We start from the raw sequence: 24,003 nt of genomic DNA on the forward strand, positions 1-24,003 counted from the left end.
GAACTTTCAGAACAGATTTTCGATATCTGTGCTATAGGCTTTGCTGACCTTCTCGCCCATGGATTTCAGCTGCTGGATCATGCTGGTAAGCTTGCGCGCGTAGTTCGGGTCGGTCGCGTAGCCCGCGTTTTGCAGGGCCTGAGCGCCCTGCTCCGCCGTTGCCGCCTGCGTAACGGCGGTATAACGCGGATTTCGGCTCAGCAGACCCACATAGTCAGACAACGCTTCCAGATACGAGCTGTAGACGCGGAATTTGGCTTTCACCTTCACCGCCGCGCCGTTCTCGTATTCCGTAGTTGTGATCTCGGTGGTCGGCCCCTTCCAGCTGGAGGTGGCCTTCACGCCGAAGATGTTGAAGCTTGGGTCGCCGTTTTCCTTGCGGATCTGGCGCTGGCCCCAGCCCGACTCCAGCGCGGCCTGCGCCAGTATCAGGTGGTGAGGCACGCCGCTCTGTTCACTGGCAAGCCGTGCCGGCAGAGAAAGCTGCGCCAGGAAGTCTTTGCTGTCACCGGAGAGCGCCTCGTCGCCGCTGCCCGTTGCCTTCGGTATCGCTTTACGCACCATCTGCGTCAGCGCCTGGTTCTGATAACTGGTCACCGTTTCGAGGTCGAACTTCATCGGCACCTGCGGCGGCTGCTCTTCTGGCTGAACACCCTGTGCGGCAGCGGTCTGTTTGACAATCATGTCAGCCAGACCGAGGCCTTTACCGGCGGTCATCTGCTGCGCAATCTGCTGGTCATACATGCTGGTGTAGAGACGCGTTGAATCGCTGCTGAACATCCCGTCTTTCGGCAGGGTTTCGCGCATGCTCTTCAGCATCATCTGTACAAACATCCCTTCCACCTGGCGGGCAACCGGGCGGATATTCGCCGCCGGGTCTTTACCTGCTTTGGCTTTCAGTTCGTTGAGCGACTGGGCGTCCCAGGCGGCACTGGTCAACAGTTTGCTATCGGTCAGCATCAGATGATTTCCAGTTTGGCGCGCAGGCAGCCCGCGCTTTGCATGGATTGCAGAATGGACATCAGATCCATCGGCGTCGCGCCCAGCGCGTTCAGGGCACGCACCACGCTGTTCAGGTTGGCGCTGGAGCGCACGCTCTGCAGGGAACCGCCGCTCTGGCGTAAATCAATCTGCGTTTGCGGCGTCACTACCGTCTGGCCGCCACCAAATGGTGTATCCGGCTGGCTGACGTTGGCGGAACGGTTAACCGTCACCGACAGGTTACCCTGCGCCACGGCACAGCTATCCAGCGACACTTCCCGGTTCATCACCACGGAGCCCGTACGGGAGTTGATGATCACTTTGGCATCCTGCACCGGCACGTTCACTTCCAGATTCTGGATATCCGCCAGCATGCGCACCTGGTTGCTGCTGCCGGTGGAGGTGCGGATCTGCACGGTACGCGCATCCAGTGCCGTGGCATTGCCATAGCTGCGGTTGATGGTGTCGGCAATCTGCTGCGCCATCGTGAAGTCTTCATTATTCAGCTGCAGGTTGATGGTGTTGCCCGCGCCAAACTGGGTCGGCAGTTCACGCTCGATGATCGCACCGTTGGTGATGCGCCCGCCGTTCAGCTGGTTCACCTGTACGCTGCTTCCACCAGCGGATGCGCCTGCCCCGCCGACCAGGATGTTCCCCTGCGCCAGCGCGTAGACCTGGCTGTCGACGCCTTTCAGCGGGGTCATCAGCAGCGTACCGCCGCGCAGGCTTTTGGCGTTACCCATTGAGGAGACCACCACGTCAATGGTCTGCCCCTGGCGCGCAAACGCCGGGTAGGAGGCAGTGACCATTACCGCGGCCACGTTTTTCAGCTGCATGTTTGTTCCCGCTGGCACGGTAATGCCGAGCTGGGAAAGCATGTTGTTTAAGCTTTGGGTGGTAAACGGCGTCTGGGTCGTCTGGTCACCGGTACCGTCCAGCCCCACCACCAGGCCATAGCCAATCAGCGAGTTCCCGCGAACGCCCTGAACGCTGGTGAGATCGCGAATGCGGTCGGCCTGGGCAAACGTTGCGACAAGAACCAGCGCCGCGGCGAAGATCGATTTAAACATGGGTCACCTCGCTTACATCGGCGATAAATTAAGGAAGAAGCGCTGCAGCCAACCCATATTCTGCGCTTCATTAATGTAGCCGTTACCGACGTACTCAATGCGCGCATCCGCCACCTGGGTGGACGGAACGGTGTTGGTGCCGCTGATGGTGCGTGGATTCACCACGCCCGAGAAGCGAATGAATTCAGTGCCCTGGTTAATGGCGATCTGTTTTTCACCCACGACGTGTAAATTGCCGTTAACCAGCACCTGGTCAACCGTGACCGTCAGCGTACCGCTGAAGGTGTTGCTGGCGTTCGCGCCACCTTTACCGTTAAAGGTGTTGCCGCCGGAGGCCTCAACATCCGCACGGGCATTGCCGAACAGGCCCTGCAGATAGCGTGGAACGGTGTCAAAGCCAAAATTGGTTTTGCCATCGCGGCTGGCGTTCGCCGACGAGCTCTTGCTCGCGCTGACGTTTTCCTGCAGCACAATGGTCAATGTATCGCCGACATTACGCGGGCGGCGATCTTCAAACAGCGGCTGATAGCCGTAGTTAATCGGCTGCGCGGTCTGGAAAATGGAGCCGTTTACAACTGGCGCAGGGCCAGGAACGGGTTGGGCAGTCGTCGCACCCTGGACCAATGGTTTAGACGGGATCAAAGCGCACCCGCTGAGGGTGACGGCCAGAACAGTCAGTATCGGATAACGAAACGCCGCGTTTTTTTGCATTGCCTTCATCTTCGAAAACAGGGAGCCGGTGCGGGGTTTACCGCACCGGGCTACACCTTAGAGTTGCGTCAGTTTCTGCAGCATCTGATCGGTTGTCGAGACTGCTTTACTGTTAATTTCATACGCGCGCTGGACCTGGATCATATTCACCAGCTCTTCCGCCACGTTCACGTTGGAGGTTTCGACATACCCCTGGTACAGCAGACCGGCACCGTTCAGGCCTGGCGTACTTTCATTTGGCGTACCGGAGGATTGCGTTTCGGTGTAGAGGTTCTCACCAATGCTTTCCAGACCGGTATCGTTCATGAAGGTGGTCAGGTTGAGCTGTCCGACCTGGACCGGCGCGGCCTGCCCCTGCTGGGTCACGCTCACGATGCCGTCGCGGCCGATGGTAATGCTCAGGGCGTTCGCCGGAATGGTGATCGCAGGCTGAACCTGGAAACCGCCCGCCGTCACCAGCTGACCGTTCTGATCGACCTGGAAGGAACCGTCACGGGTGTAGGCAGAGGTCCCGTCAGGCAGCTGCACCTGGAAGAAGCCCTGGCCTTTGATCGCCACGTCTTTGCTGTTGTTGGTCTGAGACAGGTTGCCCTGGCTGTGCAGACGCTCGGTCGCCACCGGGCGAACGCCGGTACCGATCTGCAGGCCTGACGGCAGCGTCGTCTGTTCAGAAGACTGCGCGCCCGGCTGGCGGATGGTTTGATAAAGCAAATCTTCGAAAACGGCGCGCTGACGCTTGAAACCATTGGTGCTCACGTTTGCCAGGTTGTTGGCAATCACATCCATGTTGGTTTGCTGCGCGTCCAGGCCAGTTTTCGCGATCCATAAAGAACTGATCATAAAGAGTCCTGTTAACTCATCGACAGAAGTTGGTTAGCCTTGCCCGCGTTTTCGTCCACGCTGCTGATAATTTTCATCTGCATTTCAAAACGACGGGCGCTGGCGATCATGTCGCTCATGGCAGCTACCGGCTTAACGTTGCTGCCTTCCAGAACGCCGGACATCACGCGGATGCTCGGATCGGCCTGTAATGTGGCACCACGGGTAGCCTGAGCTGCCTGGGTCAGACGGAACATGCCGTCGTCGCCGCGCTGCACCTCTTTGCCTTCCGCTTTGACCAGCTTCAGACGCCCGACGGGGGCAACGGTGTTGGCCGGATCGCCCGGGTTCAGCGCCGAGATGGTGCCGTCCGCGGCGATGGTCAGCTCAGAGCCTTCCGGCACGGTCAGCGGGCCCGCTTCACCCATCACCGGATGCCCCTGAATCGTCAGCTGGCCGGTCGCGCTGACCTGGATATTCCCGTTACGGGTATAGCCTTCGCCACCGTCCGCCGTTTGCACCGCCAGCCAGCCGTCCTGCTGCAGAGCAACGTCCAGCGGGCGTGAGGTGTAATCCATCTGCCCTGGCGTCATGTCTGCGCCCGGGGTGGATGCCGCCACCAGCGTACGGGTCGGCAGGGAGAGCCCTTCCACCGGCACCGCGCGCAGCGCATTCAGCTGCGCGCGAAAGCCCGGCGTAGAGGCGTTTGCCAGGTTGCTGGCGGTAACGGCCTGCTGGCTGAGCGTCTGACTTGCCGCGCCCATCGCGGTATATATTGCGTGATCCATTGCGCTTTCCTGTTAGCCGCTTAACGCAGGTTAACCAGCGTGTTGAGGATCTGATCCTGGGTCTTGATAGTCTGCGCATTCGACTGATAGTTACGCTGCGCGACAATCATGTTCACCAGTTCTTTACTCAGGTCCACGTTAGAGGCTTCCAGCGCGCCGTTGGTCAGCGTGCCGAAGTTACCGGAGCCCGCGGTGCCCAGCAGGGCAACACCGGAAGACTGCGTGGCAGACCAGACGTTATCCCCTTCGGACTTCAGACCTTCGTTGTTGGCGAAGTTTGCCAGCACGATCTGGCCCAGCACCTGAGTCTGCTCGTTGGAGTAGTTCCCGACGACGGTGCCGTCATCGTTAATCTGATAGCTGACCAGATCGCCCGGCTTGAAGCCGTTCTGGTTGGTCGCCACGATATTGTTCGCACCGGTGTTCTGCTGCATGGAGTTAGCAAAACTCATCGCGAAGGTCGCCGGGTCCGCACCTGGGATAGTCGCGGTAGTGATGTTGATGTTTCCACCCCCGATCAACGTACCGTTATTATCGAAGGTCAAGGTCGTGGCCACTGCCGCCGCGCTGCCTGCCACGCTGCCGTCCTGGGCATACACTTTCCAGGAGTTCGCCGGGGTCGCATCTTTGACGTAAAACAGGTTCATGTTGTGCGCATTACCCTGGCTATCAAAGACGGTTACCGTACCTTTTTTGTTGTAGGTATCCGGGTTGGCCGGATCGAAGGCGGCGGTTGGTGCGGCATCGGTGGAGTTGAGGTTAATCTGCTGGGAAGCCGTGGTGGTGGACTTCGCGGCCATCAGCGTGGTCGGGATATTAATCGCCTGTGGATTCGCACCGGTCTGAACCGTTGATGGTGTTCCGGCAACCGGATACCCCGTTAATTGCATCCCCTGCATGTTCACCAGGTTACGGTTTTCGTCCAGCTTGAACTGGCCGTTACGGCTGTAGAACACCGAGCCGTTTGCATCGACCATACGGAAGAAACCGTTCTGGCTGATGGCAACGTCCAGGCCACGACCGGTGTTGGTGGTGGTACCGTCGGTAAAGTCCTGAGTGATGCCCGCAACTTTTACGCCCAGACCCACTTTGGAACCGGCAAACATATCTGCAAAAGACGCAGAACCGGATTTGAAACCATAGGTCGCGGAGTTGGCGATGTTGTTGCCAATGACGTCCAGGTTGGTGGCCGCAGCATTCAGGCCGCTGACCGCTTGAGAAAAGGCCATGACTTACTCCTGATAAGTGTTAAGGCTTAGATAATCTGCCGAACTTCGTCGAGTGTGGTGGTACCAGAGGTACCCAAATCCAGTTTGTTGCCGTCGCCCCCTTTAATCACGCCCTGAACCAGCGCGAACTGCAGCGGCTGCGCCACCAGTTGGGTCGTCCCGTTGCTGGCGCTAATCGCAACTTTGTAGGAGCCATTTGGTGCTTTCGTGCCGTCGGTCAGGCTGCCGTCCCAGGTAAAGGTGTGAACGCCCGCTTTCAGCTCGCCGATGTCGATGGTGCGAACCACGGCGCCGGTTGAGTCGGTGATCGTCGCCGTCACTTTGTCAGCCGCCTGCTGCAATTCAACGCCGAACGGCGTAGTGGTGGTGGTCGATGTACCGTCGGTGGTGCTGGTGCCCGCCAGGATCGTGGTCCCCGGGATCATTACGCCGTGACCAATCAGGCTTGCCGCCTGCAGGGACTGAGCGCTGTTAATCTGACCGGAGACGGAACCGAGGGTGGTGTTCAGTTTCTCAATGCCGCTCACGGTACTGATCTGCGCAAGCTGCGTGGTCAGTTCGTTGTTCTGCATTGGGTTAGTCGGATCCTGGTTCTTAAGCTGCGCCACCAGCAGCGTCAGAAAACTGCTCTGCAAATCGGAGGCATTGCTTCCCGTCAGGGAGCTGGAGCTTGTCGAACTTTTGGTGTTGTTAACACCCGTGTTCGTCGGATCATTCACATTTACGGCGATGGACATGCATGTCTCCTTTACTGGCCGAGAGTGAGTGTTTTGAGCATCATGCTCTTCACGGTATTAAGCACTTCGACGTTCGCCTGGTAGCTACGGGACGCCGACATGGAGTTCACCATCTCGCCTACCACATCCACGTTTGGCATCTTCACGTATCCGTTAGCGTCCGCGAGCGGGTTACCTGGCTCATACACCAGCTTGTCCGGCGCCTGGCTCTCAACCACGTCAGACACCTTCACGCCGCCCGTAGCCGCGCCTGGCGCAGCGTCGACCTGAAACACAACCTGTTTGGCACGATAAGGCTGTCCGTCAGGTCCGGTCACGCTGTCGGCGTTCGCCAGGTTACTGGCGGCCACGTTCAGACGTTTGGACTGGGCGGTTAACGCCGAGCCGGCGATATCAAAAATATTCAGCAAGGCCATTTATCAGTTGCCCCCCTGCAGGACGTTCATCATGCCTTTGATTTGTCCGCCGAGTACGGTCAGGCCCGTCTGGTATTTCAGGCTGTTATCGGCAAACTGCGTACGCTCCCGGTCCATATCCACGGTGTTACCGTCGAGTGAAGGCTGGTCAGGGATGCGATAAAGTAAATCGGTCGCTGGCGCGGTCATCGCCTGAGCGGGAATATGGCGAGAGGATGTCATGGCGAGTGCAACACCCGTTCCTTCGGCACGTCCACGCTCCATCACCTTTTTGAGCTCACTGGAAAAATCAATATCGCGCGCCTGATACCCGGGCGTATCGGCGTTAGCGATGTTGGCGGCTAAAATCTCCTGCCGCTGGGCGCGTAAATTGAGCGCTTCCTGCTGAAAACGTAACGCGGCGTCGAGTTTATCGAGCATGTCTCCTCCGCTGATGGCAAAATTTCAGTTCACAGCTTAAATCTCACCCGGTCTCCCCTATCGACGGAATAAGCACAAAATGCGTCGCTATTTATTCCGTTGATGCAAAACCACTGCAGGTAGAATTCATCCAACTCTGGAAACGGTGGAACTTGCGATGCAAACGTTAAAACGTGGCCTGATGGCAACCTTCTTGCTGTTTAGCCCTCTGGTGAATGCCGGGGATTTACAGGATGCGCTGACGAATTTTTTTGCCCAGAAGCTGGCGGGCTTTAGCGATGACGTTAACGTGACCATCCGCACGCCGCCGAATCTGTATCCGACCTGCGAGCAACCGTCATTCAGCGTGACGGGGACCACGAAGCTGTGGGGCAATGTGAACGTCCTGGCACGCTGCGCCAACGAAAAACGCTATTTACAGGTTGCAGTTCAGGCGACGGGCAATTATGTTGTCGCCGCCGTCCCCATTGTGCGTGGCAGCGCGCTGCAGGCAAACAGCGTGACGTTAAAGCGCGGGCGTCTGGATCAGCTCCCGCCGCGGACAATGCTGGACATTAACCAGGCACAGGACGCCGTCAGCCTGCGCGATGTCGCGCCGGGCCAGCCGATTCAGCTCTCCATGCTGCGCCAGGCGTGGCGTGTCAAAGCGGGACAGCAGGTGATGGTCGTTGCCAACGGAGACGGCTTTAGCATCAACAGTGAAGGGAAAGCGTTGAACAATGCCGCGGTAGCGCAAAACGCCCGCGTCAGAATGTCCTCAGGCCAGGTGGTGAGCGGAACCGTCGATTCTGATGGGAATATTCTGATTAACCTATAATCTTTTTAAAGATTTCGCGGCGCGTGCCGATAAATATTCCACTAATGATGATGTCAGGCGCAAACGCCGCGAACCCTCGATGAGGACAACACTATGAGCATTGATCGTACATCAGCCCTGAAGCCGGTAAGCGCTGTACAGCCTCGCGAAACGAACGACGCTACCCCTCAGAAAACGCGTCTGGAAAAACCGTCAACGTCTAACAGCACCAGCGTGACCCTGAGCGATGCCCAGGCAAAACTGATGCAGCCAGGCAGCAGCGATATCAATATGGAACGTGTTGAAGCGCTGAAAACGGCTATTCGCAACGGTGAGCTGAAAATGGACACCAGCAAAATCGCTGATGCCCTGATTCAGGAAGCACAGAGTTTCTTACAGAGTAACTAACCGTATGAGTCGACTGTCAGAAATACTGGATCAAATGACGGTTGTCCTGAACGACCTGAAAACGGTAATGGATGCTGAACAACAGCATCTCTCTTCCGGTCACATTAACGGCAGCGCGCTGCAGCGTATTACTGAAGATAAGAGTTCGCTGCTGGCCACGCTGGATTATCTGGAGCAGCAGCGCCGCGCCGAGCAGGACTCGAAGCGCAGCGCCAATGACGATATTGCCGAGCGCTGGCAGACCATTACTGAAAAAACCCAGCATCTGCGCGATCTCAACCAGCATAACGGCTGGCTGCTTGAAGGCCAGATAGAGCGTAATCAGCAGGCGCTTGAGGTGCTGAAGCCACATAAAGAAACCGGACTGTACGGCGCGGATGGTCAGACGGCGACGGCACGTATTGCGGGTGTAAAAAAGATTTCGATTTGACGCGTAAGCGACAAATCTTGTAGTGGGGAGCACCCTGAGGTGAACTCCCCTTTTGGCGTTTATGCCGTCCGGCGGGTAAACTCTTTCACTTTGAAGCCCAGCACGGCGAGCGTGGCAAAATACGCTACCACCCCAACGCCCACCACGGCCATCAGCCGCATCAGACGATAAGGCATCGTGCCCAGAGACCACTCCGGCATGACGTACATCATCCCGATGAGTGCCGCAGACATCACCAGCACCGCCACTACCAAACGCACGAGGAAACTTGCCCAACCCGGCTGCGGCGTAAAGATATCCTGCTTGCGCAGCTGCCAGTAAAGCAGCCCGGCATTCAGACAGGCCGCCAGACCAATAGACAGCGACAGGCCGGCATGCTTCAGCGGGCCGATAAATGCAAGGTTCATCAGCTGCGTCATAATCAGCGTTACAATGGCAATTTTCACCGGCGTTTTGATGTCCTGACGCGAGTAAAAGCCCGGCGCCAGCACTTTCACCACGATCAGCCCCATCAGTCCCACCGAGTAAGCGACCAGCGCGCGCTGGGTCATCGCGGCGTCAAACGCGGTGAATTTCCCGTACTGGAACAGCGACACCGTCAGCGGTTTGGCGAGGATCCCCAGCGCTACCGCGCTTGGCAGGGCCAGCAGGAAGCAGAGACGCAGGCCCCAGTCCATCAGGCGGCAGTATTCGTCATGGTTGCCGCTGGCAAAGCTTTTCGACAGCGACGGCAGCAGGATGGTCCCCAGCGCCACGCCCAGCACGCCGGACGGGAACTCCATCAGGCGGTCAGCGTAGTACATCCACGAGACGGAACCCGACACCAGGAAAGAGGCAAAAATGGTGTTGATAATCAGCGAGATCTGGCTGACGGAGACGCCAAGAATGGCGGGCCCCATCTGCTTGATAACGCGCATCGCCCCGGCATCTTTTAGGTTGATACGCGGCAGCACCAGCATGCCGATTTTCTTCAGATGCGGCAGTTGATAAGCCAACTGCAGCACGCCGCCCACGGTGACCGCCCAGGCCAGGGCCAGCACCGGCGGGTTGAAGTGCGGCGCGGCGAACAGCGCAAAACCGATCATGCTGACGTTGAGAAACGTCGGCGCAAACGCCGGAACGGAGAAGCGGTTCCAGGTGTTCAGGATCGCCCCCACCAGCGAGGCCAGCGAGATCAGCAGAATATAGGGGAAGGTAATGCGCAGAAGCTGCGAGGTCAGAGCAAATTTATCCGCCGTGTCGGCAAAGCCGGGCGCGGTCACCATAATGACCCAGGGCGCGGCCAGCATACCGACTACCGTCACCACGGCCAGCGCCAGCGTCAGCAACCCGGAGACATAAGAGACAAACACGCGCGTCGCGTCTTCACCCTGCTTGCTTTTATATTCCGCCAGAATGGGCACAAACGCCTGGGAGAACGCCCCTTCAGCAAAAATGCGACGCAGCAGGTTCGGCAGCTTGAACGCCACGAAAAAGGCGTCCGTTGCCATCCCTGCACCAAAGACCCTTGCCACAATGGCATCGCGCGCAAAACCGAGAACGCGAGAGAACATGGTCATCGAGCTGACGGCCGCCAGCGATTTTAATAAGTTCATTAACGTGAATTTCCAGAACCATACGGATTTATAGACCGGGAACGCACAAGCGCCACCCGGCAAAGCCAACAAGCGGCGCTTAGTCTAACCCGATTTCAACGAATTACTATCCGCAGATGTTACAGCGAGTTATTCACTCATGGCCTCGCGCCAGAGCCGTTCCACAATGCGCTGAGCCAGAATGGCTTGCTCGCCGGACGTTTCAGGAACCGTCTGATTTTGCACGCAGGTGATAAAGTGGCGGGCACATCCAGCGAAACCTCGTTGCTCCAGAGTGCTTTGCCAGCCGGGGACCGGCTGCATCACCACGCCGCCGCCCTTCTCTTCCCGCCATTCACGCATGTCGGTAACGTCGTACAGCGCGCCGTCGGTTACCGCCTGCACGGATTCCCGCTGGCTGCCCGCGCGGCGGTGCATGCTGGTGGTGACCTGAAGATGCTCAACGGCAAAATGGTGTTCCGCATAGACCATCTGCCCCTGTTCGTTGGTGACAAGAGTGCCGCTTTTCAGCAGCGCTTCGCCGTTAGTCAGCCACAGCGCGGTGTCCACCACGTGGAGGTAGTCATCGAGAAGGGTAAAGCGCAGATCGTTTGGTCCCACGCTGTCGGTGCGGTGCTTATCCATGCGCAGCGAGGCCATATTGCCGGACTGCGCCTTCAGCTGCTGGTAAAGCGGCGCGAAGCGGCGGTTGAAACCGACCATCAGCGTCAGTTTTTTACGTGCCGCCAGCTCAATCAGCCGTTCAGCGTCCTGAACATTTTCCGCCAGCGGTTTATCCACGCAGACGTGAACCCCCGCATTGAGCAACTCGCTCACCACCTGATAGTGGGTTGCCGTTGAGGTATGCACAAAGACCGCATCGCACTCGCGGGCCAGATCCTGGAGCGATGCCGCATACGGGATACGCCAGGTTTCACAGATACGTTCTGCCTTTTCTCGGGTGGGTGACCATGCCCCTTGCAGCGTCCAGTCTGACGCAGCGCCCAATACGGGCAGCCAGGCTTTCTGCGCAATACCGCCCAGCCCCACCACGCCAATGCGTAATTTTTTCACCGTTAGTCTCCCAAATGTGCCAGCAGTGCATCCAGACGCTGTTTCAGCCCGGCCACCTCGTCTTCCAGCGCCTCTACGCGCGCGGCAAGGTCGTCACGGGTTGCAGGGCTCGATTCCGTCGCCACGCTTGCGGCGTCAACGTCGCCGCTGAAGAGATGCATGTAGCGGCTCTCACGTTTACCCGGCTCGCGCGCCAGGCGCACCACGAAAGGGCCATCCTCACGCGCGGCCAGCCCTTCCAGGGTCTGCTCGACTTCCTGCATGTCGCTGAACTCATGCATTCGGGAAGCGCGCGTTCGCAGTTCCCCCGGCGTTTGCGCCCCGCGCAGCAGCAGCGTGGTAATAACCGCCACTTCCGCGCTGTTCAGCTTCAGATCGCCAAATACGGAGTTACAGAAGCGCTGCTCGTATTTGGTCACGCGGTTGCCGAAGCCGCTGACGGTGCGCAAATAGTGGCGCTTCACCAGCGCATCCAGCACGTCCTGAACCTCATGCTCGCTGAGATTCATCACCGGCTCGCGGTTGGTCTTCTGGTTGCAGGCCATGGTCACGGCGTTAACAGAGAGCGGATACTGCTCCGGCGTGGTGACCTGTTTTTCGAGTAAGCACCCAATCACGCGCGCTTCCGTACCGTTTAGCTGATACTTCATCTTTTCTCCTTAACGACCTGCGGTCCAGTCACGGGTGGTTAATGCCGTCAGAACGTGGTCGCGCCACTCTCCGTCTATCAGCAGATAGTCTTTGGCATAACCCTCTTTCTCAAACCCTAAACGCGCCAGCAAATTCCCGCTGCGCTGATTATGCGGCATGTAGTTCGCCATAATGCGATGGATATGCTGCGTGCGTTGCATATAGCGGATGGCTACCGTTAACGCCTCGTACATCAGCCCCTGCCCCTGCCATTTCTGGCCGATGGAATAGCCAAGGTAGCAGGCGTGAAACGATCCCCGCACCACGTTTGAAAAATTGGCGATCCCGATAATCTCTTTCTCTTCTGGATCCAGCAGCGCGAAATAAAACGCGCTGCCCTGCTTATGAAATTCAGCGATCATGCTGAGGCGTGCCTGCCAGCCGGAGGGGTAACAATGGCTCTCATCCCGAACGGGTTCCCAGGGTTTTAAAAACTGGCGATTCTCGGCGTAATAATCCGCCAGACGCCAGGCATCACGCTCATGCACAAGACGAACGACCAGCCTGTCCGTTGTCAGACGCACTTTTGGCACATTACTGCGATAGCCAAACATCAATACCACTCCTTCCCGTCACTTCAGCTTACCCATTAGCTTTACTATACCTGCGCCCGTGCCGTCTGTGAAAACAGTGACATACCATTTTGACCTCTTTTCACATTTTTCGATGAGAACTCTCTATCAAAGCACCGTTTTGATAAAAAAATATTGTCGCGCCCGGGGGTGGGAAAAAACGCGGCGACACCGCAGAATGTTAGCGTGCTCACCTTCTTATTTTCCCTGGAGGGAAAATGTCCCGCGTATCACAGGCCAGGAGCCTGGGTAAATATTTCCTGCTCGTCGATAACATGCTGGTCGTGCTCGGCTTTTTTGTCGTGTTCCCCCTCATCTCGATCCGCTTTGTCGATCAAATGGGCTGGGCGGCATTAATGGTTGGGATTGCCCTGGGGCTACGTCAGTTTGTCCAGCAGGGTCTGGGCGTCTTTGGCGGGGCGATCGCTGACCGCTTTGGCGCTAAACCGATGATCGTGACCGGAATGCTGCTCCGCGCGGCAGGCTTTGCCACGATGGCGATCGCCCACGAGCCCTGGCTGCTGTGGTTCTCCTGCTTTCTCTCCGGCATCGGGGGCACCCTGTTTGACCCGCCACGCACCGCGCTGGTGGTCAAGCTGATTCGTCCTCAGCACCGCGGCCGTTTCTTCTCCATTCTGATGATGCAGGACAGCGCCGGGGCGGTTGTTGGCGCCCTGCTGGGCAGCTGGCTGCTGCAGTACGATTTCCGTCTGGTTTGCGCGGCCGGGGCGGTGCTGTTTATTCTGTGCGCCCTGTTTAACGGCCTCTACCTTCCGGCCTGGAAGCTGTCGACGGTAAAAGCCCCGGTGCGGGAGGGGCTAGGACGCGTCCTGCGCGACAGGCGTTTTGTCACCTACGTGTTGACCCTGACCGGCTATTACATGCTCGCCGTACAGGTGATGCTGATGTTGCCAATCATGGTGAACGATATTGCGGGCACGCCTGCTGCCGTAAAATGGATGTACGCCATTGAAGCCTGTCTGTCATTAACGCTGCTCTACCCGATTGCCCGCTGGAGTGAACGGCGTTTTCGCCTGGAGCATCGTCTGATGGCAGGGCTGTTTCTGATGACGCTGAGCATGATGCCGATCGGTCTGGTAAACACGCTTCAGCAGCTTTTTACGCTGATCTGCACCTTCTATATCGGCTCCATCATCGCCGAGCCCGCCCGCGAAACGCTGAGCGCCTCGCTTGCGGATGCGCGTGCGCGCGGCAGTTATATGGGCTTCAGCCGCCTGGGTCTGGCCTTTGGCGGTGCGCTGGGTTACGCCGGCGGCGGCTGGCTGTTCGATGCAGGCAAAGCGCTGAACCAGCCGGAACTCCCCTGGATGATGCTCGGCGTGGTAGGCATCATGACGCTTCTCGCCCTGTGGTGGCAGTTCAGCCAGAAGCGCAGCGCGAGCGGCATGCTGGAGCCTGGCGCGTAGCCTTTCCCTCGGGCGGAAGCCTCTCCCGCCCCACTTCTCAGTTTTTTCTGCTGGTTTCTGCCCATTCACGCTGACATACTGGCGTAACAGGACAGAAGCGCCGATTTTTCGTTGAGGAGCACTATGAAGAAAATTGTCTTAGCCGCGGCATTCGTTGTCAGCGGTCTGCTGGTGGGCTGTAACCAGCTTACGCAATATACCGTCAGTGAGCAGGAAATTAATCAGGCGCTGGAAAAACATAACAATTTCTCTAAAGACATTGGCGTGCCAGGGCTGGCCGATGCCCACATCGTGCTCACCAATCTCACCAGCCAGATTGGTCGCGAAGAGCCGAATAAAGTCACTCTCGCAGGCGATGCCGCGCTTGATATGACGTCCCTTTTTGGCAATCAGAAAGCCAACATAAAGCTCAAGCTGAAGGCGCTCCCCGTTTTCAACAAAGAGAAAGGGGCGATATTCCTGCAGGAGATGGAAGTGGTCGATGCGCAGGTTTCGCCGGACAAAATGGCGCCGGTACTGCAAACCCTGATGCCCTATCTGAACCAGTCGCTGCGAAACTACTTTAACCAGCAGCCGGCGTACGTCTTAAGCGAAGACAACAGCAAGGGTGAAGCCCTTGCGAAGAAATACGCAAAAGGGATAGAGGTGAAACCGGGAGAGATCGTTATTCCTTTCACCGATTAACCTGAAGGGCGCTGCGGCGCCCTTTTTTTTACGGAAAAGTGTGCAAACGAAAACGTTTCCGCTTATGATTTGTGTCCGGCAAAAACAGCCATCCTTATGACTGATTCCTGACAAGCCGGAGCTTCCATGACTGCACAACCCCAGGTTCTTAAAATCCGCCGCCCAGACGACTGGCATATCCATCTGCGCGATGGCGATATGCTGAAAACCGTCGTGCCCTATACCAGTGAAATTTATGGCCGCGCGATTGTCATGCCAAACCTGGTTCCCCCAGTCACCACCGTCGATGCCGCCATTGCCTACCGTCAGCGCATTCTGGATGCCGTTCCGGCGGGACATGATTTCACCCCGTTGATGACCTGCTACCTGACCGATTCACTGGATCCGAACGAAGTGGAACGCGGGTTTAACGAAGGCGTATTTACGGCGGCGAAACTCTACCCGGCGAACGCCACCACCAACTCCAGCCACGGCGTCACCAGTATTGATGCCATCATGCCGGTGCTGGAGCGCATGCAGAAACTGGGCATGCCGCTGCTGGTACACGGTGAAGTAACGCATGCGGAGATTGACATCTTCGACCGTGAAGCCCGTTTTATCGAAACCGTGATGGAGCCCCTGCGCCAGCGCCTGCCGGCGCTTAAGGTGGTCTTTGAGCATATCACCACCAAAGACGCGGCAGAGTATGTTCGCGACGGTAACGAGCTGATCGCTGCGACCATCACCCCACAGCATCTGATGTTTAACCGTAACCATATGCTGGTGGGCGGAGTGCGCCCTCACCTTTACTGCCTGCCGATCCTCAAGCGCAACGTTCACCAGCAGGCGCTGCGCGAGCTGGTCGCCAGCGGATTCACGCGTGCGTTCCTGGGCACGGACTCCGCGCCTCACGCCCGCCATCGCAAAGAGGCAAGCTGCGGCTGCGCGGGCTGTTTCAACGCCCCAACGGCGCTTGCCAGCTACGCAACCGTATTTGAAGAGATGAACGCGCTGGAACATTTCGAAGCGTTCTGCTCCCTCAACGGCCCGCGCTTCTACGGCCTGCCGGTCAATGACACCTTCATTGAGCTGGAGCGCAAAGCGAGCCAGGTTGAGGAGTCTATCGCGCTGACGGATGACACGCTGATCCCCTTCCTGGCAGGTGAAACCGTAAGCTGGACGGTAAAACGCTAAAAAATCAACGCCCCTTGTTGTCAAACCGATAATATGCCTGTATAAATAAACAGTATATTACACAGGGGGCATTTATGCGTATTGAAGTCACCATAGCCAAAACTACCGTTCTGCCTGCCGGCGCGCTTGACGCTCTGGCAGGCGAATTATCCCGTCGTATTAACAACACCTTTCCCGACAACGCGGGCGCCGTAACGGTGCGTTACGCCGCAGCGAACAACCTCTCCGTCATGGGTGCCGCAAAAGAAGATAAAGATCGCATCAGCGAAATCCTGCAGGAAACGTGGGAAAGCGCAGACGACTGGTTCATAACCGATTAACACTGCTCCCTCATTGTGTTTTTTGCCGGGTCGCCCCGGCTTTTTTTTGCCTGTAATTTCGAAAGTTCAAATTAATTCAGCGTGTTCTTAAAAAATCGTGAACGAGATGGTGTTTTATTGTTCGAACAATCCTAAAAAGCAGAAAAATGTGTTGCTACCTGTTTATTTTTCCCTTTGGAACCCTTATTACTTGGTATACTGAAGAAGCTTTCAGAAAAACATGCATTGAACCTCAGAGCCGTTGTCTTCTAACACGCATTAAGGGGGTTATAATGGAAAAGAATAACGAAGTCATCCAGACCCATCCGCTTGTAGGCTGGGATATCAGTACCGTAGATAGCTACGATGCACTGATGCTGCGTTTGCACTACCAGACCCCAAATCAACTCAACCGTGACGAAGCGGAAGTGGGACAGACGCTGTGGCTAACAACAGACGTCGCCCGTCAGTTTATTTCTATTTTAGAGGCAGGCATTGCAAAAATAGAATCTGGCGACTATCAGGAAAATGAGTATAAACGGCACTAACCTTATGCCCACTTTTCACTCAACAGGCACCCTCGCGGTGCCTTATTTATTTCCCGCTTGTTTACGCCCGCGTTGTTAATTACTCTGCTAACAAACCGTAAGTTTACGAGATGCATATGAGATACGACTTAATCATTATTGGTAGCGGCTCCGTTGGATCGGCCGCCGGTTATTACGCAACGCAGGCAGGGCTAAACGTCCTGATGATTGACGCCCACCTGCCGCCGCATAGCGAAGGTAGCCATCATGGCGACACCCGTCTCATTCGCCATGCCTATGGCGAGGGGGAGCGCTACGTTCCGCTGGTGCTTCGCGCCCAGACGCTGTGGGACGAGCTGGCGAAACAGACTGAAGAGCGCATTTTCGAACGCACAGGGATCATCAACCTCGGTCCGGCCCGTTCAGAATTTCTCGCCAACGTCGAACGCAGCGCGAAAGCCTTTAATCTTGACGTTGAGAAGCTGGACGCGGCGGCCATTACCTCGCGCTGGCCTGAAATTACTGTCCCGGAGGATTATATCGGCCTCTTTGAAGCCAACTCCGGTGTGCTGCACTGTGAAACGGCGATCAAAACCTGGGTCGATCTTGCCGCCAAAGCGGGCTGTGCGCAGCTGTTCAATTGCCCCGTAGAGGCCATCACGCATGATGCAAACGGCGTTACGGTGAAAACCGTAGACGGGGAATATTCGGCTTCCCGCCTGCTTATTAGCGCAGGAACCTGGGTTACCCGCCTGCTCCCGGACCTGCCGATCCAGCCGGTACGCAAGGTCTTCTCCTGGTTCCAGTCTGACGGGCGTTACAGCGCGCAAAATAAATTCCCGGCCTTTACCGGCGAGTTACCCAACGGCGATCAGTTCTACGGTTTCCCTTCCGAGAAGGACGCTCTCAAGATTGGAAAACACAACGGCGGGCAGGTCATCTCCTCACCTGAGGAGCGCAAGCCGTTTGGCGCCTGCCCGCAGGACGGCTCAGAAGCCTTCTCGTTCCTGCGCAATATTCTCCCGGGCGTCGGTGGCCTGCTTTATGGCGCGGCCTGCACCTATGACAACACGCCGGATGAAGACTTTATCATTGATACGCTGCCGGGACATGACAACACCCTGCTGATTACCGGGCTGAGTGGCCACGGCTTTAAGTTCGCTTCGGTGTTGGGTGAAATCGCCGCGCAGTTTGCCCAGGGTATCACGCCGCAGTTTGATCTGACGCCGTTCTCACTCTCGCGTTTTAACGGATAATCGGCCACGGGCTCCGGCGGTATCGGGGCCCGTTTTCTTCGTACTCAATTGTGGGGCGTTATGCGCAGGATAGTGGATTTCCTCATCAATAATATTCGCGAACACTTTATGCTCTACATCTTATTGTGGGCGCTGCTCGCTATCGTTGATGTTATTTACATTGTGTTTTATTGAAAGTGACAATTGACATTAACTGACGTTACTTTATGTTTATTTAAGGTTTTTTTTCTGCTAAATACGTCTTGCACGAAGCCATTGAATTAATCTCGCCGTTTCTTTTCAAAATCGCTGAAATAAATAAAATAAAAATCAATAGTCAATTATTTCAGTTGCAATATCGCGACTTCCCGTTCATTTTTACCTTTCGGTTAATTTGAAAATGGACATTCTGATGCAATTGCGTAACTCCTCCCGGCGCTACGGAATAATATCCATAAGTTTGCACTGGATATTTGCCATTGCCGTCTATGGTATGTTCGGACTTGGACTCTGGATGGTCACGCTCAGCTATTACGATGGCTGGTATCATCAGGCACCCGAGCTGCATAAAAGCATCGGGGTTCTGCTGATGCTGGGGCTGGTATTTCGCGCCATCTGGCGACATATTTCCCCACCGCCCGCGCCACTAAAGACATATGGAAAAATAACCCGCGTCAGCGCCGTTGCCGCGCATATTGCGCTCTACGCGCTGCTCTTCGCCATTCTGATCAGCGGCTATCTCATTTCAACGGCAGACGGCAAACCGATTAGCGTTTTTGGCCTGTTCGAGGTTCCGGCAACGCTCAGCGATGCCGGGGCTCAGGCCGATACGGCAGGGGTCGTTCACCTCTGGCTTGCCTGGAGCGTGGTGATCCTGTCCGTACTGCACGGGCTCGCCGCCCTTAAACACCATTTTATTGATAAAGACGATACGCTTAAGCGCATGCTTGGCCGCTCGTCAGTTGACTCTGGAGCATAAAATGAAAAAACACCTGCTGGGTATTGCCCTCGGTTCTCTGTTATTCACCACCGGTTCTGCCGTAGCGGCTGACTATAAAATTGATAAAGAGGGCCAGCACGCTTTCGTCAATTTCCGCATTCAGCACCTGGGATACAGCTGGCTGTACGGCACCTTTAAAGATTTCGACGGCACATTTACTTTTGACGAGAAAAATCCTGCGGCAGATAAAGTCAATGTGACCATTAATACGAACAGCGTCGACACGAACCATGCTGAGCGCGATAAACACCTGCGCAGCGCAGAGTTCCTCAACGTCACAAAATTCCCACAGGCCACCTTCACCTCCACAGAAGTTAAGAAAGACGGTGATAAATTGGCTATTACCGGGAATCTGACGCTGAATGGCGTAACCAAACCCGTTACTCTGGATGCGAAATTGATCGGTCAGGGCGACGATCCGTGGGGCGGAAAACGCGCAGGTTTTGAAGCGGCGGGTAAAATTCACCTGAAAGATTTTAATATCACAACGGATTTAGGCCCGGCGTCGCAGGACGTTGAGCTGGTTATTTCCGTTGAAGGTGTGCAGCAGAAGTCGTAATAGATTCGCCCGGCAGGCTTTCGCCGTGCCGGGCATTATTATCATTCCGGGTCAGGAATACCCAGTTTGGTATTCAGACGGCCGCGTGATTTATTAAAAATCTTATTACCGTTTTCACGCCCCGCGCGACGACGACGCTGCTCTTCTTCCGGCAGGACGCTCTCTTCGCTGCACAGCTCGCTACAGCAGCCGTTAAACTTCTTGGCACAGGCCGGGCACTGAATAAACAGCAGATGACACCCGTCGTTTTTGCAGTTGGTGTGGGTATCGCACGGCGCGCCGCACTGGTGGCACTGGGCAATCACATCTTCTGAAATGCGCTCGCCCATGCGCTCGTCAAAGACGAAGTTTTTACCGATAAAGCGTACCGGTAAGCCCTGCTCACGGGCGCGGCGGGCGTACTCAATAATACCGCCTTCAATGTGCCAGACCTTGTTGAACCCATTGTGCTTCATCCACGCGCTGGCCTTCTCGCAGCGGATACCGCCGGTGCAGTACATAACGATTTTTTTATCCTTATGCTCCTGCATCATCTCCACCGCTTTAGGCAGCTGCTCGCGGAAGGTATCGGCCGGAATCTCCATCGCGTTTTCGAAATGCCCCACTTCGTACTCGTAGTGGTTACGCATATCAATGAACACGGCATCCGGATCGTCCAGCATCGCATTCACTTCCGCGGCCTTCAGATATTCGCCGACGTCCGCCGGGTTAAACTCAGGATCGTCAATACCGTCCGCCACGATGCGTTCACGCACCTTCATGCGCAGCACCCAGAACGATTTTCCATCGTCATCCAGGGCAATGTTCAGGCGTAAGCCGTTGAGGGCCGGATCGAAGCTATAAAGCGCGTCGCGGAACGCATTCACTTTGCTTTCCGGCAGGCTGATCTGCGCGTTAATGCCTTCGCGGGCAAGGTAGACGCGCCCGAAAACGTTCAGCGCCGTGAAGGCCTGATAAAGCGCATCGCGGGTCGCCTGCGGATCGTCGATGGTGAAGTATTTGTAGAAGGAGATGGTTGTGCGCGGTTCGGTTTCAGCCAACATGCGCGCCTTTAACATCTCATTCGAAACGCGGTTGTGTAACACTGGCATGGTGTACAAGTCCTGCAATCGTCAGAGAGAATCAAAATCGGTCGGCATCATATAGCAAACAAAACCAATTTACATCCACACAATTTACGCTACATTTCACACACCCTGATGAATCAGGCTTAACAATTGCCGTCGTCGTGCAGGTTTCGACGGCAGATATTTTGGCTACGTCTCAAAAAATGCGACAATAGCGAAACAGGACGTTTGAACACAGGAAAGACATGACCCAGTTACCAAAATTTACCGTCGCCCTTTTGCACCCCCGCTATTGGATGACCTGGCTTGGCATTGGCTTTTTATGGCTACTGGTACAGCTTCCCTACCCTGTTATCTTCCGGTTAGGTACATCATTAGGCCGACTCGCGCAAACGCTTATGAAGCGCCGCGCCCGCATCGCGTATCGTAACCTTGAGCTGTGCTTTCCGCAGATGAGCGAGGCAGAGCGCCATGATATGGTCTCGAAGAATTTCGAATCCGTCGGCATGGGTCTAATGGAGACCGGCATGGCGTGGTTCTGGTCGGACAAACGTATGGCCCGCTGGAGCAAGGTTACAGGCACCGGCATGGAGCCGGTGCATACGCTTCAGGCCAATCAGACCGGCGTGCTGCTGATCGGCGTCCATTTCCTGACGCTCGAAATCGGGGCGCGTATGTTTGGCATGCAGGCGCCCGGCATCGGGGTTTATCGTCCTAACGACAACCCGGTTATCGACCTCATCCAGACCAACGGCCGCATGCGCTCCAACAAAAGCATGATCGACCGTAAGGATCTGAAGGGCATGATCCGCGCGCTGAAGGCCGGTGAAGTGGTCTGGTATGCCCCCGATCACGACTATGGCCCCCAGGCCAGCGTCTTTGTCCCCTTCTTCGCCGTTGATGAGGCCGCTACCACGACCGGCACCTGGATGCTGGCGCGGATGTCCAAAGCCGCCATCGTTCCCTTTGTTCCCCGCCGTATGCCGGATGGCTCAGGCTACGAACTGATGATGCTTGAGCCGGAACTCGCGCCGCCGCTGGAAGATGCGGAAACCACCGCGCGCTGGATGAACGGCGTTGTGGAAAAGTGCATCATGCTGGCACCCGAGCAGTACATGTGGCTGCATCGACGCTTTAAAACGCGGCCAGAAGGCACGCCTTCCCGCTATTGATCCTCATGCGGCCCTCAGGGCCGCATGCTATTTTAGCTTTAAAAGCTCCCCCTCATTGCGGCAATCATAACCCAGGCGCATAATTAGCAGGCTTATTACTTCATGCCTCAGGTGCTCTGCACCTCACTATGCGGATTGTTATGACACCCTCAGATGCCCCCATAAACTGGAAGCGTAACCTCACGGTTGCGTGGCTTGGCTGTTTTCTTACCGGCGCGGCGTTTAGCCTGGTCATGCCTTTCCTGCCGCTCTACGTCGAACAGCTGGGCGTGACGGGCCATAGCGCACTCAACATGTGGTCTGGCCTGGTATTCAGCATCACGTTTCTCTTTTCCGCCATTGCCTCCCCCTTCTGGGGCGGACTTGCCGACCGCAAGGGACGTAAAATCATGCTGCTGCGTTCGGCGCTGGGGATGGCGATAATCATGGCGCTGATGGGCGTGGCGCAGAACGTCTGGCAGTTCCTGATATTGCGCGCATTGCTGGGCTTATTGGGCGGATTTATTCCCAACGCGAACGCCCTGATCGCCACGCAAATTCCTCGCCATAAGAGCGGCTGGGCGCTCGGCACGCTGTCAACCGGTGGCGTGAGCGGCGCTTTGCTTGGGCCGCTGGCGGGGGGATTACTGGCGGATAACTACGGCCTGCGCCCGGTCTTTTTCATCACCGCCAGCGTGTTGTTCCTGTGCTTTATCGTCACCCTGGTCTGCATCCGTGAAAAATTTACGCCCGTCGCCAAAAAAGAGATGCTTCACGCCAGAGACGTGCTGACCTCGCTTAAAAATCCCAGACTGGTGCTGAGCCTGTTCGTAACGACATTGATCATTCAGGTGGCAACCGGATCGATCGCTCCTATTCTCACCCTATACGTTCGCGACCTGGCGGGTAACGTCAGCAATATTGCGTTTATCAGCGGACTGATTGCCTCCGTGCCCGGCGTGGCGGCGCTGGTTAGCGCACCGAGACTGGGGAAATTGGGTGACCGGGTCGGCCCGGAAAAGATCCTGATCTGCGCACTGATCGTTTCCGTCCTGCTGCTTATCCCCATGTCGATGGTGCACTCTCCGTGGCAGCTGGGCGTGCTTCGCTTTTTGCTGGGCGCCGCCGACGGGGCGTTGCTACCCGCCGTACAGACCCTGCTGGTCTACAACTCCACGAATCAGATTGCCGGGCGTATCTTTAGCTATAACCAGTCGTTTCGCGATATCGGTAACGTCACCGGGCCGCTTCTCGGGGCGGGTATTTCCGCCAGCTTCGGTTTTCGCGCCGTCTTTATCGTGACGGCAGGCGTGGTGCTGTTCAACGCGATTTACTCGTGGTTCAGTTTATCCCGCGCGTTACGGCCGGTGACGGAATAAGAAGAACGCCTGACGGCTTATTTTCGCATTCATACTTGCAGAATCTGATATTCAGCTATTCTTTCCCTGAAACCTTCTGGAAAACAGGGAGACACCAATGACCATGTACGCCACGCTGGAAGAAGCTATTGATGCCGCTCGTGAAGAGTTCCTTGCCGATAATCCCGGCGTTGAGGAAGAAGATGCTGACGTGCAACAACTTAATATCCAAAAATATGTTCTGCAGGATGGGGATATTATGTGGCAGGCCGAATTCTTTGCCGATGAAGGCGAAGAAGGAGAATGTTTGCCGGTCCTGAGCGGTGCAGGTGCGCAGGCCGTGTTTGATGGCGACTATGATGAAATCGAGTTACGCCAGGAATGGCTGGAGGAGAATACGCTGCACGAGTGGGATGAGGGCGAATTTCAGCTCGAGCCACCGCTGGATACGGAAGAAGGTCAAACCGCAGCCGATGAATGGGACGAGCGTTAATTTACGCTACTCGTACGGGCCGTGGCTGGCATCGATGGGCAGCAACAGCGTGTCGAAAATCAGCGAGAACGGCAGATCGAGCACCGTCAGGTAGCGCCATGCGGAATCACGGACATCCCATTTTACGCCCGGGTAGTACTGGTTGCCATGGCCCTGACCTGGAATGGTGCGGCTGATGATGCTGCCGCAGCCGCTCAGCAGGCATGCCATCATGACGACGATGATTATTTTCATCAGTAACCTCTAAAAAAATACCGGCCTCACAGCCGGTATTTTATCTGGCGGGTGGCGCTTTGCTTACCCGCCTTGCTTAAC

General features: G+C 56.3%; 30 protein-coding genes. 15 read left to right on the forward strand and 15 right to left on the reverse strand.

Annotated elements, in window-relative coordinates; genetic code table 11:
• Positions 1–6 precede the first annotated feature (6 nt).
• The 9 genes from flgJ to flgB are packed head-to-tail and all read right to left on the reverse strand — an operon-like array spanning position 7 to position 7,171.
• Positions 7–960, reverse strand: coding sequence for a flagellar assembly peptidoglycan hydrolase FlgJ (flgJ, locus tag IM284_RS05890; RefSeq protein ID WP_041910522.1), 954 nt, complete (start codon positions 958–960; stop codon positions 7–9).
• Positions 960–2,051 (reverse strand): flagellar basal body P-ring protein FlgI, encoded by a 1,092-nt coding sequence (locus IM284_RS05895; RefSeq protein WP_028012706.1) that lies wholly within the window; start codon positions 2,049–2,051, stop codon positions 960–962. Before IM284_RS05895 ends, flgJ begins: the two co-directional genes overlap by 1 nt.
• A gap of 12 nt (positions 2,052–2,063) precedes the next feature.
• Entirely contained in the window at positions 2,064–2,762 is a 699-nt protein-coding gene (gene flgH / locus IM284_RS05900; protein ID WP_023311139.1) for a flagellar basal body L-ring protein FlgH, read from the reverse strand.
• A gap of 57 nt (positions 2,763–2,819) precedes the next feature.
• The gene (gene flgG / locus IM284_RS05905) at positions 2,820–3,602 is read right to left on the reverse strand and encodes a flagellar basal-body rod protein FlgG (protein ID WP_000625853.1); all 783 of its coding nucleotides are present in this window, start codon (positions 3,600–3,602) and stop codon (positions 2,820–2,822) included.
• Positions 3,603–3,613: 11 nt separating this feature from the next.
• Complete coding sequence (locus IM284_RS05910; protein WP_028012705.1) at positions 3,614–4,369, reverse strand: flagellar basal body rod protein FlgF; 756 nt, start codon at positions 4,367–4,369, stop codon at positions 3,614–3,616.
• A gap of 20 nt (positions 4,370–4,389) precedes the next feature.
• The gene (gene flgE / locus IM284_RS05915) at positions 4,390–5,598 is read right to left on the reverse strand and encodes a flagellar hook protein FlgE (protein WP_041910523.1); all 1,209 of its coding nucleotides are present in this window, start codon (positions 5,596–5,598) and stop codon (positions 4,390–4,392) included.
• Positions 5,599–5,624: 26 nt separating this feature from the next.
• On the reverse strand, positions 5,625–6,335 hold the full coding sequence (gene flgD, locus IM284_RS05920) for a flagellar hook assembly protein FlgD (RefSeq protein ID WP_041910524.1): 711 nt from the start codon (positions 6,333–6,335) through the stop codon (positions 5,625–5,627).
• Positions 6,336–6,346: 11 nt separating this feature from the next.
• Entirely contained in the window at positions 6,347–6,751 is a 405-nt protein-coding gene (flgC, locus tag IM284_RS05925) for a flagellar basal body rod protein FlgC (protein WP_013097138.1), read from the reverse strand.
• A 3-nt stretch (positions 6,752–6,754) separates the two neighbouring features.
• The gene (gene flgB, locus IM284_RS05930; RefSeq protein WP_008500815.1) at positions 6,755–7,171 is read right to left on the reverse strand and encodes a flagellar basal body rod protein FlgB; all 417 of its coding nucleotides are present in this window, start codon (positions 7,169–7,171) and stop codon (positions 6,755–6,757) included.
• A 157-nt stretch (positions 7,172–7,328) separates the two neighbouring features.
• Here flgB and flgA point away from each other — a divergent pair, with 157 nt between their 5' ends.
• The 3 genes from flgA (at position 7,329) to flgN (ending at position 8,805) form a co-directional block, all read left to right on the forward strand.
• Positions 7,329–7,988: a flagellar basal body P-ring formation chaperone FlgA gene (gene flgA / locus IM284_RS05935; RefSeq protein ID WP_028012702.1), complete on the forward strand. Its 660-nt coding sequence runs from the start codon at positions 7,329–7,331 to the stop codon at positions 7,986–7,988.
• 93 nt (positions 7,989–8,081) lie between these two features.
• Entirely contained in the window at positions 8,082–8,375 is a 294-nt protein-coding gene (gene flgM / locus IM284_RS05940; RefSeq protein ID WP_047368282.1) for a flagellar biosynthesis anti-sigma factor FlgM, read from the forward strand.
• A gap of 4 nt (positions 8,376–8,379) precedes the next feature.
• Complete coding sequence (flgN, locus tag IM284_RS05945; RefSeq protein WP_028012701.1) at positions 8,380–8,805, forward strand: flagella biosynthesis chaperone FlgN; 426 nt, start codon at positions 8,380–8,382, stop codon at positions 8,803–8,805.
• Positions 8,806–8,864: 59 nt separating this feature from the next.
• Here the strand turns inward: flgN and murJ are convergent, their stop codons facing one another.
• The 4 genes from murJ to rimJ all read right to left on the reverse strand — a co-directional run bounded on the left by murJ (position 8,865) and on the right by rimJ (position 12,697).
• Positions 8,865–10,400, reverse strand: a complete 1,536-nt coding sequence (gene murJ / locus IM284_RS05950; RefSeq protein ID WP_028012700.1) for a murein biosynthesis integral membrane protein MurJ — start codon at positions 10,398–10,400, stop codon at positions 8,865–8,867.
• A gap of 129 nt (positions 10,401–10,529) precedes the next feature.
• Entirely contained in the window at positions 10,530–11,453 is a 924-nt protein-coding gene (locus IM284_RS05955) for a Gfo/Idh/MocA family protein (RefSeq protein WP_047368281.1), read from the reverse strand.
• 2 nt (positions 11,454–11,455) lie between these two features.
• On the reverse strand, positions 11,456–12,103 hold the full coding sequence (locus IM284_RS05960) for a YceH family protein (RefSeq protein ID WP_193055753.1): 648 nt from the start codon (positions 12,101–12,103) through the stop codon (positions 11,456–11,458).
• A 9-nt stretch (positions 12,104–12,112) separates the two neighbouring features.
• Positions 12,113–12,697, reverse strand: a complete 585-nt coding sequence (gene rimJ / locus IM284_RS05965) for a ribosomal protein S5-alanine N-acetyltransferase (RefSeq protein WP_013097146.1) — start codon at positions 12,695–12,697, stop codon at positions 12,113–12,115.
• A 236-nt stretch (positions 12,698–12,933) separates the two neighbouring features.
• Here rimJ and mdtH point away from each other — a divergent pair, with 236 nt between their 5' ends.
• The 9 genes from mdtH (at position 12,934) to IM284_RS06010 (ending at position 19,619) form a co-directional block, all read left to right on the forward strand.
• Positions 12,934–14,142, forward strand: coding sequence for a multidrug efflux MFS transporter MdtH (gene mdtH, locus IM284_RS05970; RefSeq protein ID WP_045630086.1), 1,209 nt, complete (start codon positions 12,934–12,936; stop codon positions 14,140–14,142).
• 123 nt (positions 14,143–14,265) lie between these two features.
• A complete protein-coding gene (locus IM284_RS05975; RefSeq protein ID WP_028012696.1) occupies positions 14,266–14,826 on the forward strand; it encodes a lipoprotein in 561 nt (186 codons plus the stop codon).
• 126 nt (positions 14,827–14,952) lie between these two features.
• On the forward strand, positions 14,953–15,999 hold the full coding sequence (gene pyrC / locus IM284_RS05980; protein ID WP_028012695.1) for a dihydroorotase: 1,047 nt from the start codon (positions 14,953–14,955) through the stop codon (positions 15,997–15,999).
• Positions 16,000–16,073: 74 nt separating this feature from the next.
• Positions 16,074–16,319, forward strand: coding sequence for a DNA damage-inducible protein I (dinI, locus tag IM284_RS05985; protein ID WP_028012694.1), 246 nt, complete (start codon positions 16,074–16,076; stop codon positions 16,317–16,319).
• Positions 16,320–16,591: 272 nt separating this feature from the next.
• Entirely contained in the window at positions 16,592–16,846 is a 255-nt protein-coding gene (bssS, locus tag IM284_RS05990; protein ID WP_023299782.1) for a biofilm formation regulator BssS, read from the forward strand.
• 116 nt (positions 16,847–16,962) lie between these two features.
• Positions 16,963–18,081, forward strand: a complete 1,119-nt coding sequence (solA, locus tag IM284_RS05995) for an N-methyl-L-tryptophan oxidase (protein ID WP_047368279.1) — start codon at positions 16,963–16,965, stop codon at positions 18,079–18,081.
• Positions 18,082–18,141: 60 nt separating this feature from the next.
• The gene (locus IM284_RS06000) at positions 18,142–18,255 is read left to right on the forward strand and encodes a YceO family protein (protein WP_032644857.1); all 114 of its coding nucleotides are present in this window, start codon (positions 18,142–18,144) and stop codon (positions 18,253–18,255) included.
• A gap of 217 nt (positions 18,256–18,472) precedes the next feature.
• Entirely contained in the window at positions 18,473–19,039 is a 567-nt protein-coding gene (locus IM284_RS06005) for a cytochrome b (protein ID WP_028012692.1), read from the forward strand.
• 1 nt (position 19,040) lies between these two features.
• Positions 19,041–19,619, forward strand: coding sequence for a YceI family protein (locus tag IM284_RS06010; protein WP_028012691.1), 579 nt, complete (start codon positions 19,041–19,043; stop codon positions 19,617–19,619).
• 41 nt (positions 19,620–19,660) lie between these two features.
• Here the strand turns inward: IM284_RS06010 and IM284_RS06015 are convergent, their stop codons facing one another.
• Positions 19,661–20,710, reverse strand: a complete 1,050-nt coding sequence (locus IM284_RS06015; RefSeq protein WP_193055754.1) for a rhodanese-related sulfurtransferase — start codon at positions 20,708–20,710, stop codon at positions 19,661–19,663.
• Positions 20,711–20,931: 221 nt separating this feature from the next.
• On the opposite strand from IM284_RS06015, the gene IM284_RS06020 reads away from it, so the two are divergent.
• From IM284_RS06020 to IM284_RS06030, 3 genes are all read left to right on the forward strand, one after another.
• A complete protein-coding gene (locus IM284_RS06020; protein ID WP_047368277.1) occupies positions 20,932–21,858 on the forward strand; it encodes a Kdo(2)-lipid IV(A) acyltransferase in 927 nt (308 codons plus the stop codon).
• Positions 21,859–21,998: 140 nt separating this feature from the next.
• Positions 21,999–23,216: a multidrug efflux MFS transporter MdtG gene (gene mdtG, locus IM284_RS06025; protein ID WP_047368276.1), complete on the forward strand. Its 1,218-nt coding sequence runs from the start codon at positions 21,999–22,001 to the stop codon at positions 23,214–23,216.
• A 97-nt stretch (positions 23,217–23,313) separates the two neighbouring features.
• Positions 23,314–23,688: a MysB family protein gene (locus IM284_RS06030; protein ID WP_028012687.1), complete on the forward strand. Its 375-nt coding sequence runs from the start codon at positions 23,314–23,316 to the stop codon at positions 23,686–23,688.
• A 6-nt stretch (positions 23,689–23,694) separates the two neighbouring features.
• On the opposite strand, the gene IM284_RS06035 is transcribed toward IM284_RS06030, so the two are convergent.
• A complete protein-coding gene (locus IM284_RS06035) occupies positions 23,695–23,922 on the reverse strand; it encodes a YceK/YidQ family lipoprotein (RefSeq protein ID WP_013097162.1) in 228 nt (75 codons plus the stop codon).
• Positions 23,923–24,003 lie beyond the last annotated feature (81 nt).

This window comes from Enterobacter cloacae complex sp. P12RS (assembly GCF_014895875.1).
In the GTDB taxonomy this organism is placed as follows: Bacteria; Pseudomonadota; Gammaproteobacteria; order Enterobacterales; family Enterobacteriaceae; genus Enterobacter; species Enterobacter bugandensis.

Excerpts from the sequence above, each read along its gene's own strand:
- IM284_RS06000 (WP_032644857.1), top strand. The coding sequence starts at position 18,142 with ATGCGCAGGATAGTGGATTTCCTCATCAATAATATTCGCGAACACTTT.
- flgA (WP_028012702.1), top strand. The coding sequence starts at position 7,329 with ATGCAAACGTTAAAACGTGGCCTGATGGCAACCTTCTTGCTGTTTAGC.
- IM284_RS05895 (WP_028012706.1), bottom strand. The coding sequence starts at position 2,051 with ATGTTTAAATCGATCTTCGCCGCGGCGCTGGTTCTTGTCGCAACGTTT.
- IM284_RS05910 (WP_028012705.1), bottom strand. The coding sequence starts at position 4,369 with ATGGATCACGCAATATATACCGCGATGGGCGCGGCAAGTCAGACGCTC.
- pyrC (WP_028012695.1), top strand. The coding sequence starts at position 14,953 with ATGACTGCACAACCCCAGGTTCTTAAAATCCGCCGCCCAGACGACTGG.
- flgG (WP_000625853.1), bottom strand. The coding sequence starts at position 3,602 with ATGATCAGTTCTTTATGGATCGCGAAAACTGGCCTGGACGCGCAGCAA.
- dinI (WP_028012694.1), top strand. The coding sequence starts at position 16,074 with ATGCGTATTGAAGTCACCATAGCCAAAACTACCGTTCTGCCTGCCGGC.
- IM284_RS05975 (WP_028012696.1), top strand. The coding sequence starts at position 14,266 with ATGAAGAAAATTGTCTTAGCCGCGGCATTCGTTGTCAGCGGTCTGCTG.
- flgJ (WP_041910522.1), bottom strand. The coding sequence starts at position 960 with ATGCTGACCGATAGCAAACTGTTGACCAGTGCCGCCTGGGACGCCCAG.
- solA (WP_047368279.1), top strand. The coding sequence starts at position 16,963 with ATGAGATACGACTTAATCATTATTGGTAGCGGCTCCGTTGGATCGGCC.
- IM284_RS06035 (WP_013097162.1), bottom strand. The coding sequence starts at position 23,922 with ATGAAAATAATCATCGTCGTCATGATGGCATGCCTGCTGAGCGGCTGC.
- flgN (WP_028012701.1), top strand. The coding sequence starts at position 8,380 with ATGAGTCGACTGTCAGAAATACTGGATCAAATGACGGTTGTCCTGAAC.
- IM284_RS06005 (WP_028012692.1), top strand. The coding sequence starts at position 18,473 with ATGCAATTGCGTAACTCCTCCCGGCGCTACGGAATAATATCCATAAGT.
- IM284_RS06010 (WP_028012691.1), top strand. The coding sequence starts at position 19,041 with ATGAAAAAACACCTGCTGGGTATTGCCCTCGGTTCTCTGTTATTCACC.
- flgH (WP_023311139.1), bottom strand. The coding sequence starts at position 2,762 with ATGCAAAAAAACGCGGCGTTTCGTTATCCGATACTGACTGTTCTGGCC.
- IM284_RS06015 (WP_193055754.1), bottom strand. The coding sequence starts at position 20,710 with ATGCCAGTGTTACACAACCGCGTTTCGAATGAGATGTTAAAGGCGCGC.
- IM284_RS06020 (WP_047368277.1), top strand. The coding sequence starts at position 20,932 with ATGACCCAGTTACCAAAATTTACCGTCGCCCTTTTGCACCCCCGCTAT.
- flgD (WP_041910524.1), bottom strand. The coding sequence starts at position 6,335 with ATGTCCATCGCCGTAAATGTGAATGATCCGACGAACACGGGTGTTAAC.
- mdtG (WP_047368276.1), top strand. The coding sequence starts at position 21,999 with ATGACACCCTCAGATGCCCCCATAAACTGGAAGCGTAACCTCACGGTT.
- flgB (WP_008500815.1), bottom strand. The coding sequence starts at position 7,171 with ATGCTCGATAAACTCGACGCCGCGTTACGTTTTCAGCAGGAAGCGCTC.
- IM284_RS05960 (WP_193055753.1), bottom strand. The coding sequence starts at position 12,103 with ATGAAGTATCAGCTAAACGGTACGGAAGCGCGCGTGATTGGGTGCTTA.
- murJ (WP_028012700.1), bottom strand. The coding sequence starts at position 10,400 with ATGAACTTATTAAAATCGCTGGCGGCCGTCAGCTCGATGACCATGTTC.
- rimJ (WP_013097146.1), bottom strand. The coding sequence starts at position 12,697 with ATGTTTGGCTATCGCAGTAATGTGCCAAAAGTGCGTCTGACAACGGAC.
- flgE (WP_041910523.1), bottom strand. The coding sequence starts at position 5,598 with ATGGCCTTTTCTCAAGCGGTCAGCGGCCTGAATGCTGCGGCCACCAAC.
- IM284_RS06030 (WP_028012687.1), top strand. The coding sequence starts at position 23,314 with ATGACCATGTACGCCACGCTGGAAGAAGCTATTGATGCCGCTCGTGAA.
- bssS (WP_023299782.1), top strand. The coding sequence starts at position 16,592 with ATGGAAAAGAATAACGAAGTCATCCAGACCCATCCGCTTGTAGGCTGG.
- flgC (WP_013097138.1), bottom strand. The coding sequence starts at position 6,751 with ATGGCCTTGCTGAATATTTTTGATATCGCCGGCTCGGCGTTAACCGCC.
- mdtH (WP_045630086.1), top strand. The coding sequence starts at position 12,934 with ATGTCCCGCGTATCACAGGCCAGGAGCCTGGGTAAATATTTCCTGCTC.
- flgM (WP_047368282.1), top strand. The coding sequence starts at position 8,082 with ATGAGCATTGATCGTACATCAGCCCTGAAGCCGGTAAGCGCTGTACAG.